General features: G+C 51.0%; 19 protein-coding genes. 4 read left to right on the forward strand and 15 right to left on the reverse strand.

The features are described 5' to 3' along the window. Positions 1 to 63 precede the first annotated feature (63 nt). Together ulaG and ulaR are read left to right on the forward strand one after the other, a co-directional pair. Positions 64 to 1,128: an L-ascorbate 6-phosphate lactonase gene (gene ulaG, locus D9597_RS04930; RefSeq protein ID WP_001295191.1), complete on the forward strand. Its 1,065-nt coding sequence runs from the start codon at positions 64 to 66 to the stop codon at positions 1,126 to 1,128. A 107-nt stretch (positions 1,129 to 1,235) separates the two neighbouring features. Then, on the forward strand, positions 1,236 to 1,991 hold the full coding sequence (gene ulaR / locus D9597_RS04935; RefSeq protein WP_000133631.1) for an HTH-type transcriptional regulator UlaR: 756 nt from the start codon (positions 1,236 to 1,238) through the stop codon (positions 1,989 to 1,991). Here the strand turns inward: ulaR and yjfP are convergent. Then, positions 1,988 to 2,737 carry an esterase gene (gene yjfP / locus D9597_RS04940; RefSeq protein WP_130221765.1) on the reverse strand — a complete coding sequence of 250 codons (750 nt, stop codon included), beginning with the start codon at positions 2,735 to 2,737 and terminating at the stop codon, positions 1,988 to 1,990. The two genes, ulaR and yjfP, sit on opposite strands and share 4 nt — an antisense overlap. Positions 2,738 to 2,918: 181 nt before the next feature. Between yjfP and bsmA the strand changes: the two genes are divergently transcribed. Beyond that, the gene (gene bsmA, locus D9597_RS04945; protein ID WP_064525807.1) at positions 2,919 to 3,248 is read left to right on the forward strand and encodes a biofilm peroxide resistance protein BsmA; all 330 of its coding nucleotides are present in this window, start codon (positions 2,919 to 2,921) and stop codon (positions 3,246 to 3,248) included. A gap of 273 nt (positions 3,249 to 3,521) precedes the next feature. Beyond that, the gene (gene yjfN / locus D9597_RS04950) at positions 3,522 to 3,797 is read left to right on the forward strand and encodes a DUF1471 family protease activator YjfN (protein WP_001517630.1); all 276 of its coding nucleotides are present in this window, start codon (positions 3,522 to 3,524) and stop codon (positions 3,795 to 3,797) included. A gap of 116 nt (positions 3,798 to 3,913) precedes the next feature. Here yjfN and D9597_RS04955 read toward each other — a convergent pair whose 3' ends face one another. The 14 genes from D9597_RS04955 to hflK all read right to left on the reverse strand — a co-directional run bounded on the left by D9597_RS04955 (position 3,914) and on the right by hflK (position 17,800). Next, complete coding sequence (locus D9597_RS04955; protein WP_130221766.1) at positions 3,914 to 5,539, reverse strand: isovaleryl-CoA dehydrogenase; 1,626 nt, start codon at positions 5,537 to 5,539, stop codon at positions 3,914 to 3,916. Positions 5,540 to 5,622: 83 nt separating this feature from the next. Further along, the gene (locus D9597_RS04960) at positions 5,623 to 6,786 is read right to left on the reverse strand and encodes a glutathionylspermidine synthase family protein (RefSeq protein WP_130221767.1); all 1,164 of its coding nucleotides are present in this window, start codon (positions 6,784 to 6,786) and stop codon (positions 5,623 to 5,625) included. 2 nt (positions 6,787 to 6,788) lie between these two features. Next, positions 6,789 to 7,448 (reverse strand): DUF1190 domain-containing protein, encoded by a 660-nt coding sequence (locus D9597_RS04965; RefSeq protein WP_130221768.1) that lies wholly within the window; start codon positions 7,446 to 7,448, stop codon positions 6,789 to 6,791. Positions 7,449 to 7,457: 9 nt separating this feature from the next. Further along, entirely contained in the window at positions 7,458 to 7,856 is a 399-nt protein-coding gene (locus tag D9597_RS04970) for a DUF350 domain-containing protein (protein WP_130221769.1), read from the reverse strand. A gap of 17 nt (positions 7,857 to 7,873) precedes the next feature. After that, the gene (locus D9597_RS04975) at positions 7,874 to 8,533 is read right to left on the reverse strand and encodes a YjfK family protein (RefSeq protein ID WP_130221770.1); all 660 of its coding nucleotides are present in this window, start codon (positions 8,531 to 8,533) and stop codon (positions 7,874 to 7,876) included. Positions 8,534 to 8,583: 50 nt separating this feature from the next. Beyond that, entirely contained in the window at positions 8,584 to 9,282 is a 699-nt protein-coding gene (locus tag D9597_RS04980; RefSeq protein WP_130221771.1) for a PspA/IM30 family protein, read from the reverse strand. Positions 9,283 to 9,300: 18 nt separating this feature from the next. Next, positions 9,301 to 9,702, reverse strand: a complete 402-nt coding sequence (locus tag D9597_RS04985) for a DUF2170 family protein (RefSeq protein WP_130205993.1) — start codon at positions 9,700 to 9,702, stop codon at positions 9,301 to 9,303. 126 nt (positions 9,703 to 9,828) lie between these two features. Continuing rightward, entirely contained in the window at positions 9,829 to 10,560 is a 732-nt protein-coding gene (gene rlmB, locus D9597_RS04990; protein WP_001598152.1) for a 23S rRNA (guanosine(2251)-2'-O)-methyltransferase RlmB, read from the reverse strand. Positions 10,561 to 10,740: 180 nt separating this feature from the next. Continuing rightward, positions 10,741 to 13,182 carry a ribonuclease R gene (gene rnr / locus D9597_RS04995; RefSeq protein WP_130221772.1) on the reverse strand — a complete coding sequence of 814 codons (2,442 nt, stop codon included), beginning with the start codon at positions 13,180 to 13,182 and terminating at the stop codon, positions 10,741 to 10,743. Between the two features lie 38 nt (positions 13,183 to 13,220). Beyond that, positions 13,221 to 13,646, reverse strand: a complete 426-nt coding sequence (gene nsrR, locus D9597_RS05000; protein WP_001177639.1) for a nitric oxide-sensing transcriptional repressor NsrR — start codon at positions 13,644 to 13,646, stop codon at positions 13,221 to 13,223. 206 nt (positions 13,647 to 13,852) lie between these two features. Beyond that, positions 13,853 to 15,151, reverse strand: a complete 1,299-nt coding sequence (purA, locus tag D9597_RS05005) for an adenylosuccinate synthase (RefSeq protein ID WP_130221773.1) — start codon at positions 15,149 to 15,151, stop codon at positions 13,853 to 13,855. 103 nt (positions 15,152 to 15,254) lie between these two features. Next, positions 15,255 to 15,452 (reverse strand): DUF2065 domain-containing protein, encoded by a 198-nt coding sequence (locus D9597_RS05010; RefSeq protein WP_001089295.1) that lies wholly within the window; start codon positions 15,450 to 15,452, stop codon positions 15,255 to 15,257. An 81-nt stretch (positions 15,453 to 15,533) separates the two neighbouring features. Then, positions 15,534 to 16,538, reverse strand: coding sequence for a protease modulator HflC (gene hflC / locus D9597_RS05015; protein WP_001232411.1), 1,005 nt, complete (start codon positions 16,536 to 16,538; stop codon positions 15,534 to 15,536). Positions 16,539 to 16,540: 2 nt separating this feature from the next. Then, a complete protein-coding gene (gene hflK / locus D9597_RS05020; protein ID WP_000312488.1) occupies positions 16,541 to 17,800 on the reverse strand; it encodes an FtsH protease activity modulator HflK in 1,260 nt (419 codons plus the stop codon). Positions 17,801 to 17,817 lie beyond the last annotated feature (17 nt).

Here is a 17,817-nt window from a genome sequence, read left to right on the forward strand (position 1 = left end):
GTCAGGATTAATCAAAACAAATCACATATTGATTAAAATTGAACATCATGAAGGTAAATGGCGATGAGTAAAGTGAAAAGTATCACCCGTGAATCCTGGATCCTGAGCACTTTCCCGGAGTGGGGTAGCTGGCTGAATGAAGAAATTGAACAAGAGCAGGTAGCTCCTGGTACATTCGCGATGTGGTGGCTCGGTTGTACTGGGATCTGGCTGAAATCGGAAGGTGGCACCAACGTTTGCGTTGATTTCTGGTGCGGTACTGGCAAACAAAGTCACGGTAACCCGCTGATGAAACAGGGTCACCAGATGCAGCGCATGGCTGGCGTGAAAAAACTGCAGCCAAACCTGCGTACTACCCCGTTTGTTCTTGATCCGTTTGCGATTCGCCAGATCGACGCGGTACTGGCAACTCACGATCACAACGATCATATCGACGTCAACGTCGCTGCTGCCGTGATGCAGAACTGTGCTGATGACGTACCGTTTATCGGACCGAAAACCTGCGTGGATTTATGGATTGGCTGGGGAGTACCGAAAGAACGCTGCATCGTGGTCAAACCAGGCGATGTGGTAAAAGTGAAAGACATTGAAATTCATGCCCTTGACGCGTTCGACCGTACTGCACTGATCACCCTGCCTGCCGATCAAAAAGCAGCTGGTGTACTGCCAGATGGTATGGACGATCGCGCAGTAAACTATCTGTTCAAAACACCGGGCGGTTCCCTGTATCACAGCGGCGATTCCCACTACTCTAACTACTATGCAAAACATGGCAACGAGCATCAGATCGACGTGGCGTTAGGATCGTATGGTGAGAACCCACGCGGTATTACCGACAAAATGACCAGCGCCGATATGCTGCGTATGGGCGAAGCGTTGAATGCGAAAGTAGTTATCCCGTTCCACCATGATATCTGGTCAAACTTCCAGGCCGATCCGCAGGAAATCCGCGTACTGTGGGAGATGAAAAAAGATCGTCTGAAGTATGGCTTTAAGCCGTTTATCTGGCAGGTCGGTGGCAAGTTTACCTGGCCGTTGGATAAAGATAACTTCGAGTATCACTATCCGCGTGGTTTTGACGATTGCTTCACCATTGAACCGGATCTGCCGTTCAAATCGTTCCTGTAATCTGTCGTTGATACCGGGTAGCGTGGATCTGTTCGCGCTATCCGGCGTAGTATTTCCTGGCTATTTCAAATATCATCTAAAAAAATCAAATTTTATCGGAATAGCTCATGACTGAAGCACAAAGACATCAAATCCTCCTGGAAATGCTCGCACAATTGGGCTTTGTGACCGTGGAGAAAGTCGTTGAGCGTCTGGGAATTTCGCCTGCCACTGCGCGACGCGATATCAATAAACTCGACGAAAGCGGCAAACTGAAGAAAGTGCGCAACGGCGCCGAAGCGATTACCCAGCAGCGCCCGCGATGGACGCCGATGAATCTGCATCAGGCGCAGAATCACGATGAAAAAGTACGTATCGCTAAAGCGGCCTCGCAGTTGGTTAATCCGGGCGAAAGTGTAGTCATCAACTGCGGCTCTACCGCGTTTCTGCTCGGCCGGGAAATGTGTGGCAAACCGGTGCAAATCATCACTAATTATCTCCCGCTGGCAAACTATCTGATCGATCAGGAACATGACAGCGTGATCATCATGGGCGGGCAGTACAACAAAAGTCAGTCCATCACCTTAAGCCCACAGGGCAGCGAAAACAGTCTCTATGCCGGGCACTGGATGTTTACCAGCGGCAAAGGGCTGACCGCAGAAGGGTTATATAAAACCGATATGCTGACAGCAATGGCAGAACAGAAGATGTTGAGTGTGGTAGGGAAACTGGTGGTATTGGTCGATAGCAGTAAGATTGGCGAACGCGCGGGAATGCTTTTTAGCCGCGCCGATCAAATCGATATGCTGATCACCGGCAAAAATGCTAACCCAGAGATCCTGCAACAGCTGGAAGCGCAAGGGGTCAGCATTCTGCGTGTTTAAAGATGCTGGTGGAAAAACGTCACTGCAGCATCTAACGCCTCGGGTGTAATACGGTGGCGCACGCCAGGCTGCCATGAACAGGTTAACTGTTTATCTCGTCCCGTTTCTCTTAATGCATGCTGCAAACGTAGTGATTCCTCGGCAGGCACAACATCATCGTCAAGGCCATGCCACAACAGCAGTGGCCTGCTTCCCAGTTTGTCCAGGTGGTTTGTCGCTTCCCACTCTGCCAGTGGAGCAATAATGTTATTAAATTCGTTTTGCTGTGCTGGCGTTTCAGGCTTCAACGGTGGAAACAGTGAACGGGCAAGCGATGTAAAATAGCCCGATCCCATCATGCTGGCGGTACATTTCACCGTGGGGTGGCGAGCGGTAATTCCCAGTGCGGTCATTGCACCCATTGACGCGCCACCAACCGCCAGGCGTTCATCAAGCAGCCAGTTTTCTTCGGCTATTGCCGCACGTAAGGTAGTGAATTCCTGCATACTTTGTAGCAAGATTTGCCAGAATTGATTTAAACGCCGCGCTGCGTCGCCACTAAAACGGCTACCGTGATTGGGCGCATCCGGCATGATCACCCGGAAACCAGCCTGCGCCAGCGCGACGGCAAAATAGCTATAAACCAGGCTGGATGAAGTAAATCCGTGATAAAAAATCACACACGGTAACGGGATTTCTTTTTGCCCTACGGGATAAGCGTGAAGAACGGGAATATCAGCCAGCACGCGTGATTCTAATTCAATCATCTTTTTCTCCTTTGAGTCTGGTATGACATGAAGAAATCCTTAGCACAAGTTTCTGCTGACCGTATTAGTTCATAATGTTGAGATGTGGATTACGCTTTCACAACGTTTTCATTCGAAAATCGCGTACCAGGTAACAATTCGGGAACATTCCCCTCAAGTTAAATAAATAAGGCACTACACTATGGTTAGCAGGAAACGTAATAGCGTTATTTATCGGTTTGCCAGTTTATTATTGGTGTTGATGCTAAGCGCCTGTAGCGCACTGCAAGGTACGCCACAGCCAGCACCGCCAGTAACGGACCATCCGCAAGAGATTCGCCGCGACCAGACACAAGGGTTACAGCGAATAGGTAGCGTAAGCACGATGGTACGGGGCTCTCCGGATGACGCATTAGCAGAAATCAGAGCGAAAGCTGTCGCTGCAAAAGCTGATTATTACGTTGTCGTAATGGTGGATGAAACCATCGTGACAGGACAGTGGTATTCACAAGCCATTTTATACTCTAAATAATTCGAGTTGCAGGAAGGCGACAAGCGAGTGAATCCCCAGGAGCTTACATAAGTAAGTGACTGGGGTGAGTGAACGCAGACGCAGCACATGCAACTTGAAGTATGACGAGTATATACCGTAAATAAATCAGACAACTTATACAGCCAGCTTTACATTGCTTTGCGTCCCTATGCGTTTACCTGTGCACAATAAATTACCGGCGGGAAGCTCGGGCGTTTATTACCGCGATGGAATGCCCTGCCACATGTGGGGAAACGAAAAATGGAGCTGACGATGAAACAATTACTTGCCTCACCCTCGCTGCAATTAGTGACTTGCCCTGCGAGCGCCACGGCACAGTCTGCAGAATTCGCCAGTGCTGACTGCGTGACGGGCCTGAATGAAATAGGTCAGATCTCGGTTAGCAATATTTCAGGGGATCCGCAGGACGTGGAACGTATCGTGGCGTTAAAGGCCGATGAACAAGGTGCGTCATGGTACCGCATTATTACCATGTACGAAGACCAACAGCCCGATAACTGGCGTGTACAGGCGATACTGTATGCGTGAGTGTCATCTGCAGCGAATGAACAATGCCGGATACGGCGCGAGCGCCTTGTCCGGCCTACAATTTTCACATATTTCATTTAGTTAATCGAAACCAGCGTCGCATCCGTCGTATACGCTTACAAACACACTCCCCCCGTCGCCCGCAGCAATAAATCATTCTGGATCTGCTCTGACAACCGCACGCCACCGCGCGTATTTAACATCACCTGACACCACGCCTGCGCCATTGGCGGAGAAGCATATTTCAACATTTGCGCGCCGCAGCCCAGCAAAAATAATTGATGTGTTATCTCCCGTCCCAATTCTTCAGCCGGTTTGCGCAGTTGCTGTTGTAAGCGACGAACCGCGCGATCAAAATAACGATCTTGCCCTTTCACTTCCATAAACGCTTCCGACAGCAAATCGTAGACGCCCGCTTGCTTATTAAGAACGCGCAGCACATCGAGGCACATAATATTGCCAGAGCCTTCCCAGATGCTGTTCACTGGCATCTCCCGATAAAGTCGCGGTAGTTCGCTCTCTTCGCAATAGCCAATACCGCCCAGCACCTCCATCGCTTCAGCCACAAACGGAATGCCACGTTTGCAGATCACAAATTTCGCTGCTGGCGTAAATAAACGCGCCCACAGGGCTTCTTTGGCATCGGCACGCCGATCCCACGCCCGCGCCAAACGAAACAACAACGCTGTTTGCCCTTCAAGCTGAAGCGCCATGCGACTTAAGACATGGCGCATAAGGGGCTGTTCGATTAACGGATTACCAAATACATGGCGTTGATGAGCGTGATATATCGCCAGCGAGAACGCACGACGCATCATGGAGTGGCTACCCAGAGCACAATCAAAACGCGTCATCCCGCCCATTTTCAGGATCAGGCGAATCCCTTCCCCTTCCTGACCCAGCAACCAGCCAATGGCATCCTGAAACTCCACTTCGCAACTGGCATTGGAACGATTACCTAACTTATCTTTCAGACGCTCCAGGCGAATCGCGTTGCGTTGCCCGTCAGGCAAAAATCGCGGCACAAAAAAGCAGGACAAACCGCCCGAGGTCTGTGCCAGCACCAGATGCGCGTCGCTTTGTGGCACCGAGAAAAACCATTTATGCCCCACCAGCCGATAAGACCCATCGTCCAGACGTTCGGCGCGAGTGGTGTTGCTCATCACATCGGAACCGCCCTGCTTTTCCGTCATTCCCATGCCAATCAACAAACCGCGTTTTTGCCCACCTGGCAATAAGTGAGAATCGTAGCGATCGCTCAACAGCGGCGTGGTCCAGTCCTGAAACGGCGCGGGTAACATCTGTAACAGCAATGGCGTGGCGGCAAAGGTCATGGTTATCGGGCATAATGACCCGGCCTCAACCTGTGCGTGCAACATAAAACGCGCCGCCCGCGCCACAAATGCGCCAGAACGAGCATCTTCTTCCCAGGCCAGGTTATGTACCCGATTGGTACATAACGCCTGCATCAGCAGGTGCCATGCGGGATGGAAACGGACATCGTCCAGACGTCGCCCCTGGGCATCGTAGCGCAACAGTTCAGGTGGGTTTACATTCGCCAGCCGCCCCAGTTCAAGGGATTCTGCCGTTCCGAGTTGCTGACCAATACTGGCGAGAAAATCGCTATCCCAACCAGCGCCTTCGCGCGTTACCGCTTCGCAGAGCGCGCCATCAGACAGGTATAAATTGCTGTTATTTAAGGGTATAGGTTGATTAAAAACAGTGTGAGTTTGCCAGTGCACTGTGTCTCCCTCCATCAATGGCAGTCACCATTAGTATGGTCACTGCCACGGATTCCTGACAGAAAGAGATTGCTAAAACATTCTTAACCCGCAATGTAGTGCGGAACAAAACGCGAAGTGTCTTTAGTGATCAGCGTGTTATCTTCACGAATCCCCATACCACACGCTTCATCATCGACAATCCAGCTACCAATCAGCGTGTAACTATCGCCAAATCGCGGTAGCGGTTGAAACGCCTGATAGATCATCGGTTCATCGGCGTAATCACCATCAGCGTGGTCAACGACGTTATTCTGGCCGTCGAAAATGGTGACGTTACCGCCCTCGCGTGAGTAGATCGGTTTACGCACATAGCTTTCGCCAGCGGCGATCTGCGGTTTTTCGCCCTCAAACCAGGACGCCAGAAGATTAGGATGACCAGGAAAGAAGCGCCAAAGCAGCGGCATTAGCCCTTTGTTACTCAAGATACTTTTCCATAACGGCTCCACCCACTGCTCACGACGCTTGCGCAGCAGCGGACCGTTATCGTCACGCATCATCCACTCCAGCGGGTACAGCTTAAATGCACGCTGGATGACATTATCATCAAGATCGGTCAGTACACCGCCGACGCCCAAACCGAGATCTTCAATGTAGATAAACCGCGACTCCTGTCCTGCCTGCTGAGCGCAGTCCTGCAAGTACAGCACGGTACTCCTGTCTTCGTCGGTGTCCTGACAGCAGCAAAAATAAAACGGCTCCCGGCTATAAAGCTCGCTAAAGCGTGAAATCAGGCGCTCCTGAATGGCATTGTACTGATCGGCATCGCGCGGAATAACGCCGCTGCGCCGGGCATCTTCCAGCCACAACCACTGGAAATAAGCCGACTCATACAACGAGGTCGGCGTATCAGCGTTGTATTCCAGCAGCTTCACCGGCGCATTGCCACACCAGGCAAAATCCATCCGGCCATACAGCGAAGGATCGCGGGAGCGCCAGCTTTCAGCGATCACATCCCAGTACAACGGAGGGATCGCCAGTTGCGTCAGGATCTCTTCATCTTTAACCGCGCGATCCACCACCTCAAGGCACATCTGATGCAGTTCCGCAGTCGGTTTTTCGATCTTCTCTTCAATCTGGCGCAGAGTAAAACGGTAAGCCCGACTCTCATCCCAATAGATTTCATTGTCGATGATATGAAAGTCAAATCCGTTATCGGCGGCAATCCGGTCCAGATCCCGCCGCACAGGAACGTTGTGTCTCAGCATGATTAGCCTCCCCAATGCCCACGGGCGCTGGAAGAACGACCATAGCCGCCGCGCGAAACGGTAGACGCTTTTTTGGTGGTAAAGCCGCCCGTGGAATAAGACTCTTTTTTGCCAGAACCGGAGCGCCAGGAGTAATCACCGGAAGTGTTGCGCCAGACGGGGCGGGAAGCAAATGAGGATCCACCGCTGTTATAAACAAACTGCTCATCGCGATCTTTACGAATAACCCGGCTTAACAAAAATCCAGAAATGACCGGGATCCAACTCTGTTCAACATTGTCGTAATAGCAATTTTCATACTTAAAATGGCAATTTTCATACTTAAAATGGCAATTTTGCTGAGTCATATTCTTCGGAACATCGGCATAAAATGCCGCTTTGGCATTGTTCCAGCCATGAGCACAGATGTCTGAATTATTACCGTCATCAATACAATCCTGCACTGTCGCGTAAAACGTTCCGTCGCCGTCGTTATCGACATCGCTACTTTCACTCCATCCTTTGACTATTAAAAAAGCGGCGCCCCCCATTAACACCAACGTTAAGTATTTTTGTGCGTAGCGATTGCGGCGTGGCTCAAAAGGATTATTCGGTCTACCAATGCGACTGATCGCTCCGTGACCAATTTTACTGTTATTTCTTGATTTGCGTTTTCTGGCCATGATCGTCCATTACCATGTCATACAAGCTGCGTTAAAAATACCGCCAGCCAGCGCGGCGGTTCCCATAAACATTCCTGCTGCGGTATTGTGATTAATAATTTTTTCACTTAATGCGGGCATATAAAGTCTGACACCAGCAAAAACGAGTAACTGAATCACCAGTGCAATCCCGCCCCAGGCGAAATAATCCGGAATGCTCACCGCATTGATTGCCGCACTGGATAAGGGGATCACGTAACCCAACAATGTACCGCTGAATGCCAGTGACGCCGCGGTATTATTGTTTTTGATTAATTGCCATTCGTTGTGCGGTGTAATTTTGGAGTAGATAAACAGAAAAATAATTATCATCGCCACGCCAATAAAAAAATAGGCGCTAAAAGCAAGAAGTGAATCCAGTATATGCATCGTAAACGTCCCTGTAATTAACCAATAATATTAAGTGATGTCAGCGAGATATCGACGCCCAGCGCGCGCGAAAATAACCACTCCGGCTCGCCGAGATCGTTAAAAGATTCCTCACCATTTAACAGCAAATATTCGTAAGTATCTTCGGTCACTTGCCGTTGGTAGCCCATGGTAAAATTATGGACCTCCCATTTGGCATGGTTTTGATTTTCTACTTTTTCCAGCATGTAGACGGGTTCAATATTTCCCGGTTCTTCGCTGTTAAAAAATCGCTGCCAGCGTTTATCCTGCCAGTTTAAGGTCATTGCCCCCATCGCCTTGGCGTTGATCGCCTCGCGCCAGTGACTCTCTTTACTGATACCGTAGCTCTCTTCATAGACAAAGAGCTTGATATCATCAATGTCATCAATATCTTCGCCGCCGGTGGTATTGATTTGCAGAAATTCATCGCCTGAAGTGTAGTAGCGGAAAATCTGGCTACCGCCGCCCAGATCGATGCGGCTGACGGCGGCTACCGTAAATTCCTCACCCGGCAGCGCAATCAGCAATTCATCTTCCAGCAAACGAAACGTTAACGAGTCGAGCGTAAAGCCACTATTGAGATGGAGTCCCAGCGGACCGCGATTAATAGCAGGCTTATCATCCTTGCCAAACAGACGCTGGAAAAAACCAGACATATTTTATCCTTAAAATAGTTGCCAGCCTTTTAGTGAGGCTGGCAAAAAAATTACTCGCCCTGTTGGCGTTGCAGTCTTGCTAATACATCCTGGGCGCTACTTTTATTGCTACCGCCAATTCCGGCTTCCGCCAGCTTTTCATCAAGATCGCGACCGTCTGCGACTTTTTCCAACTGTGCAGCAGCATCCAGGCGAGCCTGACGTTCGGCCTGACGCGTTTGGAGGCGTTTTAAGGATTCTGCCGCTGTCGAAACGCTGGAAGATGCGCCAACGGTAGAAGTCGTTACAGCCTGTTGTGCACGCTGCATGGCTTCAGTGGCTTTAACGACTTCCATTTGCTGCTCAAACTGAGCGATACGCTGCGCTGTCGCTGTAACTGCTTTTTCCACGCCATCACGGGAGACTTCCAGATTCGACAACACCTGTTCTTCAGCGGTAATAAGATTCTCAAGGCGCGCAATTTCTTCGGCGACTTCGTTAATTAACGATGGGTTAACGTTCTTGCTTAATGCTTCCAGCGCACGGGCTTCCAGACTGGTTTTACGCTCGCGTAAATCTTTCAGCTTATCGTTACTTAATTTCACCCGCGCCAGCAGATCGACGCGAGATTTTCCGGCTTTATCCAGTTCAGCTTTGGCGTCCCGAATATGTTGTTCCAGCATGCGCACGCCCTGGGTTTCTTCAATGGATTCTTCCGCCTGGGAGATAAACGATTTCCCCAGCGTAAATAAACTTTTTAAAATTCCCATAAATACCCGTCCTTGTAATTAGTGTGAATATTCTTCTGTAATTTCAGCCAGATCCAATGCATTATCTACCAGCGAGGTTATCTCAAGCAGGATATCTTCAAGAGAAGATTTAAGCGATAACGCCCCAAAAACAATGTAATACTCTTCCTGTTGCACGCTGGAGATCCCCACCGATGATAACGGCATAATTTTCTGATTTCTTAAAAGGAATGTATTAAATTCATTTGGATTATTGATATAGCTTACCGGACAAATAAATGTTTCGATAATCATCTGGCGAGAAGTAAAAAGAACATTGATTTGCAAATCGCCGTAATCATTCATTTTAATAATTAATGCATTTTCACTATTTGTTACATCAATATTTTGTTTAGGTACAGCTTGTAACGCTGTCGCCAGCGCCAACGGATTCCATATCATATATTATTCCATATATATAAAATTTAATTATTAATAAGGTGAATATTTATAGAGCGTAATTATCTTACCAGCTATAGATAAAAAAAAACCATCCAAATCTGGATGGTTTTTCTTAAATCAGAGGGATTAGCTGCGCTGGCGAACCGCTTCAAATAAGCAAATTCCGGTCGCAACCGAAACGTTCAGCGAAGAAACACTTCCTGCCATTGGGATGCTGATCAACTCGTCGCAATGTTCACGAGTCAGGCGACGCATGCCTTCACCTTCAGCGCCCATCACCAGCGCCAGGCGCCCGGTCATTTTGCTCTGATAGAGCGTGTGATCCGCTTCACCTGCCGTACCGACGATCCAGATATTCTCTTCCTGCAACATACGCATAGTACGCGCCAGGTTGGTCACTCGAATCAGCGGAACGCTTTCTGCCGCGCCGCAGGCCACTTTTTTCGCCGTGGCGTTGAGCTGTGCAGAGCGATCTTTCGGCACAATTACCGCATGAACGCCAGCGGCATCCGCGCTACGCAGGCACGCACCGAGATTATGCGGATCGGTTACACCGTCGAGGATCAGCAGGAACGGTTGATCGAGCGAAGCGATCAGATCCGGCAGATCGTTTTCCTGATACTGCCGTCCTAGTTTCACACGGGCGATAATGCCCTGATGCACGGCACCGTCGCTTTTCTCATCGAGATATTGGCGGTTTGCCAGCTGGATAACCACGCCCTGGGACTCAAGGGCGTGAATCAGCGGTAACAGACGTTTATCTTCACGGCCTTTTAAAATAAAGACTTCCTGAAAACGTTCAGGGGCGCGTTCCAGCAGGGCCTGCACTGCGTGGATGCCGTAAATCATTTCGCTCATTAATGTACTCGTTGTTTACGTTTTGCCTGATGCACTACGTTTATCCGGCCTACATGATCCCTGCAATATATTGAATTTGCGTGATTATGTAGGCCGGATAAGGTGTTCACGCCGCATCCGGCATGAACAAAGCGCATTTTGTCAGCAATCTAACCCTCTTCTGTTTGAAGAGGGTAATGATCACTCTGCCACTTTTTTCTTCGCCGCACGCTTCGCTTTGGTCGCTGCGGCTATTTTCTGCGTTTTCGCCGATGGCTTTTTCGCTTTTCTCGCGTCTTTCTTCGCCGCTTTCGGCTTCGTTTTTTTCTCGCCGCGGAAGGCACTGTCTGGCTCAAAGTTTACCTTTTTACCGACCTGACGACGCTTGCCGCCTTTTTTGCCTGCATCGCCTTTTTTCGCTTTCTCGCGCGCCGTTTTACCGACGTTGCGCGGAGCGCGTTCGCTGGAGATCAGGCTAAAGTCGATTTTGCGCTCGTCCATATTAACCGCTTCGACGCGAACTTCCACGCGATCGCCCAGGCGATAAGTCTGGCCGCTGGATTCGCCCATCAGCCGTTGACCCACCTGATCAAAGCGATAGTAGTCATTGTCCAGCGAAGAGACGTGGACCAGACCATCAATGAACAGGTCGTCGAGACGAACAAAGAAGCCAAAGCCGGTGACGCTGGCAATAACGCCTTTAAAGACGTTGCCCACCTGGTCGAGCATGAAGTCACACTTCAGCCAGTCAGCCACATCGCGCGTTGCTTCGTCGGCACGACGTTCCGCCATCGAACAGTGCTGACCCAGTTGCAGCATCTCTTCCATCGAATAATGGTAGCCGCCGGTTTCAGTGGTGTTGCCCTGATGCCCCTGCTCTTTCGCCAGCAGATACTTAATGGCGCGATGCAGCGTCAGGTCAGGATAACGACGAATCGGCGAAGTGAAGTGCGCATAGGACTGCAATGCCAGACCAAAGTGACCACGGTTTTCCGGATCGTAAATCGCCTGTTTCATCGAGCGTAGCAGCATGGTTTGCAGCATTTCTGCATCAGGACGATCGGCAACCGACTCCAGCAGCTCCGCGTAGTCACGCGGTTCCGGCTTGTTACCGCCCGACAGTTCCAGCCCCAGCTCCGCCAGCACTGAACGGAAAGAGGTAATCGCTTCGGTGCTCGGCTTATCGTGAATACGGAACAGTGCCGGTTCTTTGGCTTTCTCAACGAAACGCGCCGCCGAGATATTCGCCAGAATCATACACTCTTCAATTAACTTGTGTGCGTCGTTACGTTGGGTCTGTTCGATACGCTCAATACGGCGTTCAGCGTTGAAAATGAACTTCGCTTCTTCGCTCTCAAATGAGATCCCACCGCGTTCTTCACGGGCTTTATCCAGCACTTTATAGAGGTTATGCAACTCTTCGAGATGCTTAACCAGCGGCGCGTACTGCTCGCGCAGATCCTGATCGCCCTGCAGAATATGCCAGACTTTGGTGTAGGTCAGACGCGCGTGAGAGCTCATCACCGCTTCATAGAATTTGTAGCCAGTCAGGCGGCCTTTCGACGAAATGGTCATCTCGCACACCATACACAGGCGGTCTACCTGCGGGTTGAGCGAGCACAGGCCGTTAGAGAGCACTTCCGGCAGCATCGGGATAACCTGCGAAGGGAAATACACAGACGTACCACGGTTACGCGCTTCGCTGTCCAGCGGTGTTGGCGGACGCACATAGTAGCTGACGTCGGCAATCGCGACCCATAAACGCCAACCGCCGCCGCGTTTTTTCTCGCAGTAAACTGCATCGTCAAAGTCACGGGCGTCTTCGCCATCAATGGTGACCAGCGGTAAATCGCGCAGATCGACACGACCCGCTTTTGCTTCTTCCGGCACTTCTTCTTTCAGCCCGGCAACCTGTTGCTCAACAGCCTGCGGCCAGATATACGGAATTTCATGGGTACGCAGAGCGATATCAACCGCCATGCCGGTGCCCATATTGTCGCCCAGCACTTCGACGATTTTACCCACCGCTTTGGTACGGCGAGTCGGGCGTTGGGTCAGTTCAACAACCACCACAAAGCCCATCCGCGCGCCCATGATCTGATCGGGCGGGATTAAGATATCGAAGCTCAGACGGCTGTCGTCAGGAACCACAAAGCCGACGCCCGCTTCGGTAAAGTAGCGACCAACAATCTGGCTGGTTTTTGGCACCAGTACGCGAACAATACGCGCTTCACGACGACCTTTACGGTCAGCGCCCAGCGGTTGCGCCAGCACCTGATCGCCATGAATGCAGGTTTTCATCTGCTCGCTGGAGAGATACAAATCATCTTTACGTCCTTCAACCCGTAGAAAGCCGTAGCCATCACGGTGGCCAATAACGGTACCTTTCACCAGGTCGAGGCGTTCCGGCAGCGCATAGCACTGACGGCGAGTGAAGACCAGTTGACCATCGCGCTCCATCGCGCGCAGGCGGCGACGCAGGCCTTCAAGCTGCTCTTCGCCTTCAATGTGCAGTTCTACCGCCAGCTCATCACGGCTGGCCGGTTTTTCTCGTTTGGTTAAATGTTCGAGGATAAATTCCCGACTAGGGATGGGATTCGCGTATTTTTCAGCTTCGCGTTCCTGGAAAGGATCTTGTGACATCTCGGTTCCTCCGTTGTCATCTCTGATGAAGATTTTCGTCACTCCACCAGCAATAATTTATAAAGCGGTTGATTCTCTTCAACCAAATCGGCAAGCGTGTAGTTATCCAGTTCCGTAAGAAAACTTTGCACGGCCTTAGAAAGTGCCTGTTTCAACCGACAGGCAGGTGTAATGTGGCAAAACTCACTACTGCAATTCACCAGCGATAAAGGTTCCAGCTCGCGCACCACATCACCAATACGTATCGCACTCGCCGGTTTACCCAGGCGAATGCCGCCATTTTTTCCACGAACAGCAGTCACGTAGCCGGCACGACTAAGTTGATTGATTATTTTGACCATATGATTACGGGAGACGCCGTAGACGTCAGTCACTTCAGAAATACTGGTCATCCGCCCTTCTGGCAATGATGCCATGTAGATCAGCGCACGTAATCCGTAATCAGTGAAACTCGTTAACTGCACATCAACCTCAAAAAAGGGAAATCGGGAAAAAATACATTTATATTGATGATAAACCAGCCACAAGCTGTGTCGCTAATTTATTTCAGTTTGGGGAAGGAAAAAAGCGAGGATTTAACACTGTGTCGGATAGCGTAATGGCTTACCCGACACAGCAATGTATCACACTGTTAGCCCAGCAGGCAAAATATCTGCCGGGCGTCCCAGAATTACGCGTCGAACGGGTCGCGCAGAATCATGGTTTCAGAACGATCCGGGCCGGTAGAGATGATATCGATCGGTACACCGGTCAGCTCTTCAATGCGCTTGATGTAGTTCAGCGCCGCCTGCGGCAGGCCGCTACGATCTTTCACGCCGAAGGTGGATTCAGACCAGCCCGGCATGGTTTCGTAAATCGGCTCTACACCTTTCCAGTCGTCAGCAGCCAGCGGAGTGGTAGTCACTTCGCGACCATCCGGCATACGGTAAGCCACGCAGAGTTTCACCTCTTTCAGGCCATCCAGAACGTCCAGTTTGGTCAGGCAGAAGCCAGACAGGGAGTTCAGCTGTACCGCACGACGAACGGCAACAGTATCCAGCCAGCCGGTACGACGACGACGACCCGTAGTTGCGCCGAACTCGTTACCCTGCTTGCAGAGGAACTCGCCAGTTTCATCAAACAGTTCGGTCGGGAACGGACCTGCACCTACACGAGTGGAGTAAGCTTTGAGGATACCCAGAACGTAATCAACATAACGCGGGCCCAGGCCGGAACCGGTCGCCACGCCACCAGCAGTGGTGTTGGAAGAAGTTACGTACGGATAAGTACCGTGGTCGATATCCAGCAGCGTACCCTGCGCACCTTCGAACATGACGAAATCGCCACGCTGACGCGCCTGGTCGAGCAGGTCAGAAACGTCAACCACCATAGAAGTCAGGATGTCGGCAACTGCCATCGTATCATCCAGAACTTTCTGGTAATCAACCGCTTCAGCTTTGTAGTAGTTAACCAACTGGAAGTTGTGATATTCCATCACTTCTTTCAGTTTTTCAGCGAAGGTTTCTTTGTCGAAAAGGTCGCCAACACGCAGACCGCGACGTGCCACTTTATCTTCATAAGCAGGCCCGATACCACGACCGGTGGTGCCGATCGCTTTCGCGCCACGCGCTTTCTCACGCGCGTTATCCAGCGCAACGTGATAATCAAGGATCAGCGGACATGCTTCGGACAGTAGCAGACGCTCACGAACGGGGATGCCACGGTCTTCCAGTTCTTTCATCTCTTTCATCAGCGCGGCCGGAGACAGCACAACACCGTTACCGATGATGCTGGTTACATTCTCGCGGAGAATACCTGATGGAATAAGATGGAGAACGGTTTTTTCACCGTTGATTACGAGAGTATGGCCTGCGTTGTGACCGCCCTGGTAGCGTACAACATATTTAGCCCGTTCAGTCAGAAGATCGACGATCTTACCTTTACCTTCGTCACCCCATTGGGTGCCCAGTACGACGACGTTGTTACCCATTTTTCAAAATCACCGTTTGCTTAAAAATGGATTCTACCATCGCTTTTTCAGAGTTACAGCACTTTTTGCATCCAAAAATGACCTTAGTCAGCCTATTTTTTGCTCAGCCAATCGTTTTCCTCAACATGTAGTAGACCACAACGCCCGCAACCACAAGTCCACCGCCAAAACGACGTAAAATATTATCGGGTAAATTAGTCATTGCGGAGATCATCTTCTTCCATGCCTTCGGGTAAAGCATCGGCCCTAAACCTTCCAACACTAAAACCAGGGCAAGCGCCAGCCAGATAGTCGAATTCATTCATTATCCTTATAGAAAAAGAAAACCACCGACATCCCTGAGGATGCGGTGGCTTTATTGACCTGTACCGCGGTCGTTATATTAACGCGTCGCGGAGCTCGGCGTCTTCATATAGCGGAAGAAATCGCTGTCCGGGCTCATGACCATCACGTCCTGATTGCCAGAGAAGCTGTTCTCATAAGCACGCAGGCTACGAATGAACGCGTAGAAGTCTGGATCCTTGCTGAATGCGTCTGCAAACAGCTTGGCAGCTTCGGCATCACCTTCACCGCGCATGATACGGCCCTGACGTTCTGCTTCTGCCAGCGTTCTGGTGACTTCATAGTCAGCAGTCGCACGCAGTTTTTCTGCTTCTTCCTGACCTTGTGAACGATGACGACGTGCTACCGCTTCACGCTCGGCGCGCATACGGTTGTAGATCGCTTCAGACACTTCGGTCGGCAGGTTGATCTGCTTGATACGCACATCGACAACTTCAATACCCAGCGCCGCCATACTGTTCGGGTTGATGACCGGAACTTTGCCCTTCGTCTCAGCCGTTACGCGCTCTGCCGCTTCGGCAATGGCGTTATCTGCTGCCGGGGTAGTAACTTCATCTTCTGTACCCGCAGAACCGGAGTTCAGCGCGTCACGCACTTCCAGGGTCAGACGACCACGGGAATCGGTGACGATGTCTTTCACGTCCAGGCGACCAATTTCAGAACGCAGACGGTCAGAGAACTTACGTTTCAACAGCACTTCCGCTTGCGAAATGTCGCCACCGCCCGTTGCCAGGTAGTAACGGCTGAAATCGCTGATGCGCCATTTGATGTAAGAGTCGACGATCAGGTCTTTCTTCTCTTTGGTCACAAAGCGGTCGGCCTGGTTATCCATGGTCTGAATACGCGCGTCGAGCATTTTCACCGTTTCAATGAACGGTATCTTGAAATGCAGACCCGGCTCATAAACCAGAGGTTTGTTGTCATCGTCACGCAGTACCTTACCAAAACGCAGCGTAATACCGCGCTCACCTTCTTTGACGACAAAGACAGACATGTAAAGCACTACCAGCACGATGATGATAATCGCGATAACTGACTTACGCATCGTTATTCCCCCTGACGCTGGTAGTCGTTACGCTGCGCGTTGGCGCGGCGTTGGTCCATAATATCGCCCTGACTGGTGGACGACGTGTTGCTTGCTCCACTGGTTGTGGAGGAAGAGGCTGGCGGCAGACGCAGCAGATTGCTGGCACCGTTATCGCTCTTCGCCGCAGGGGCGTTACCACCTTTCAGCATCTGGTCTAACGGCAGAACCATCAGGTTGCCACCTTTATCGTTAACCAGCACTTTGCGGGTGTTACCCAACACTTTTTCCATCGTCTCGATATACAGACGCTCGCGAGTAATTTCCGGCGCGGCTTTATATTCCGGCAGAAGTTTAGCAAAGCGCGCCACTTCACCCTGAGCTTCCAGGATGGTCTGGGCCTTGTACGCACGCGCCTCTTCGAGGATACGTTGCGCCTGACCGTTCGCACGCGGCTGAACTTCGTTGGTATACGCTTCTGCTTCACGAATGTATTGCTGTTCGTTTTCACGCGCGGCAATCGCATCATCAAACGCCGCTTTTACTTCTTCCGGCGGACGAGCAGCCTGGAAGTTGACGTCCAGCAGCGTGATACCCATGTCATACGGGCGGATAGTCTCTTCCAGTTCGCGCTGAGTATCGCTACGAATCACGGTACGACCTTCCGTCAGAATGCGGTCCATAGTGTATTTACCGATAACCCCACGCAGGGCGCTGTCGGTAGCCTGACGCAGGCTGTCATCCGGGCTGGTCACGCTATACAGGTATTTTTCCGGATTAGTTACGCGGTACTGCACGTTCATCTCAACGCGCACCACGTTCTCGTCCGACGTCAGCATCACACCAGAAGCGGCCAGTTCACGCACGGCTTCCACGTTCACCGGTTTGACTTCGTCGATAAACGTCGGTTTCCAGTTCAGACCCGGCTCAACCAGATGGCTGAATTTGCCAAAGCGTGTTACCACGCCGCGTTCGGCTTCTTTAATGGTGTAGAAACCACTGGCCGCCCAGATAATGACAATCGCTGCCGCTGCGATGGTAACGACACGACCGCCAAGCTGCGGGCGCGGGCCTTGCGATGAACTGCCACCGCCAGATCCGGTGCCTTTACCGCCGCCCAGACCACCGAGCTTTTTGCTCAGTTTGCGGAAGATATCATCTAAATCAGGTGGCCCTTGATCGCGACCGCCTTTGTTTCCATTTCCCTCAGAGTTGCCGCCAGGTTTGCTGCTTCCCCACGGGTCGCGGTCTTGTCCGTTATTACCGGGCTGATTCCACGCCATGTTTGTGCTCCATATTT

The organism is Escherichia sp. E13S3 (assembly GCF_004212325.1).
Lineage (GTDB): Bacteria > Pseudomonadota > Gammaproteobacteria > Enterobacterales > Enterobacteriaceae > Escherichia.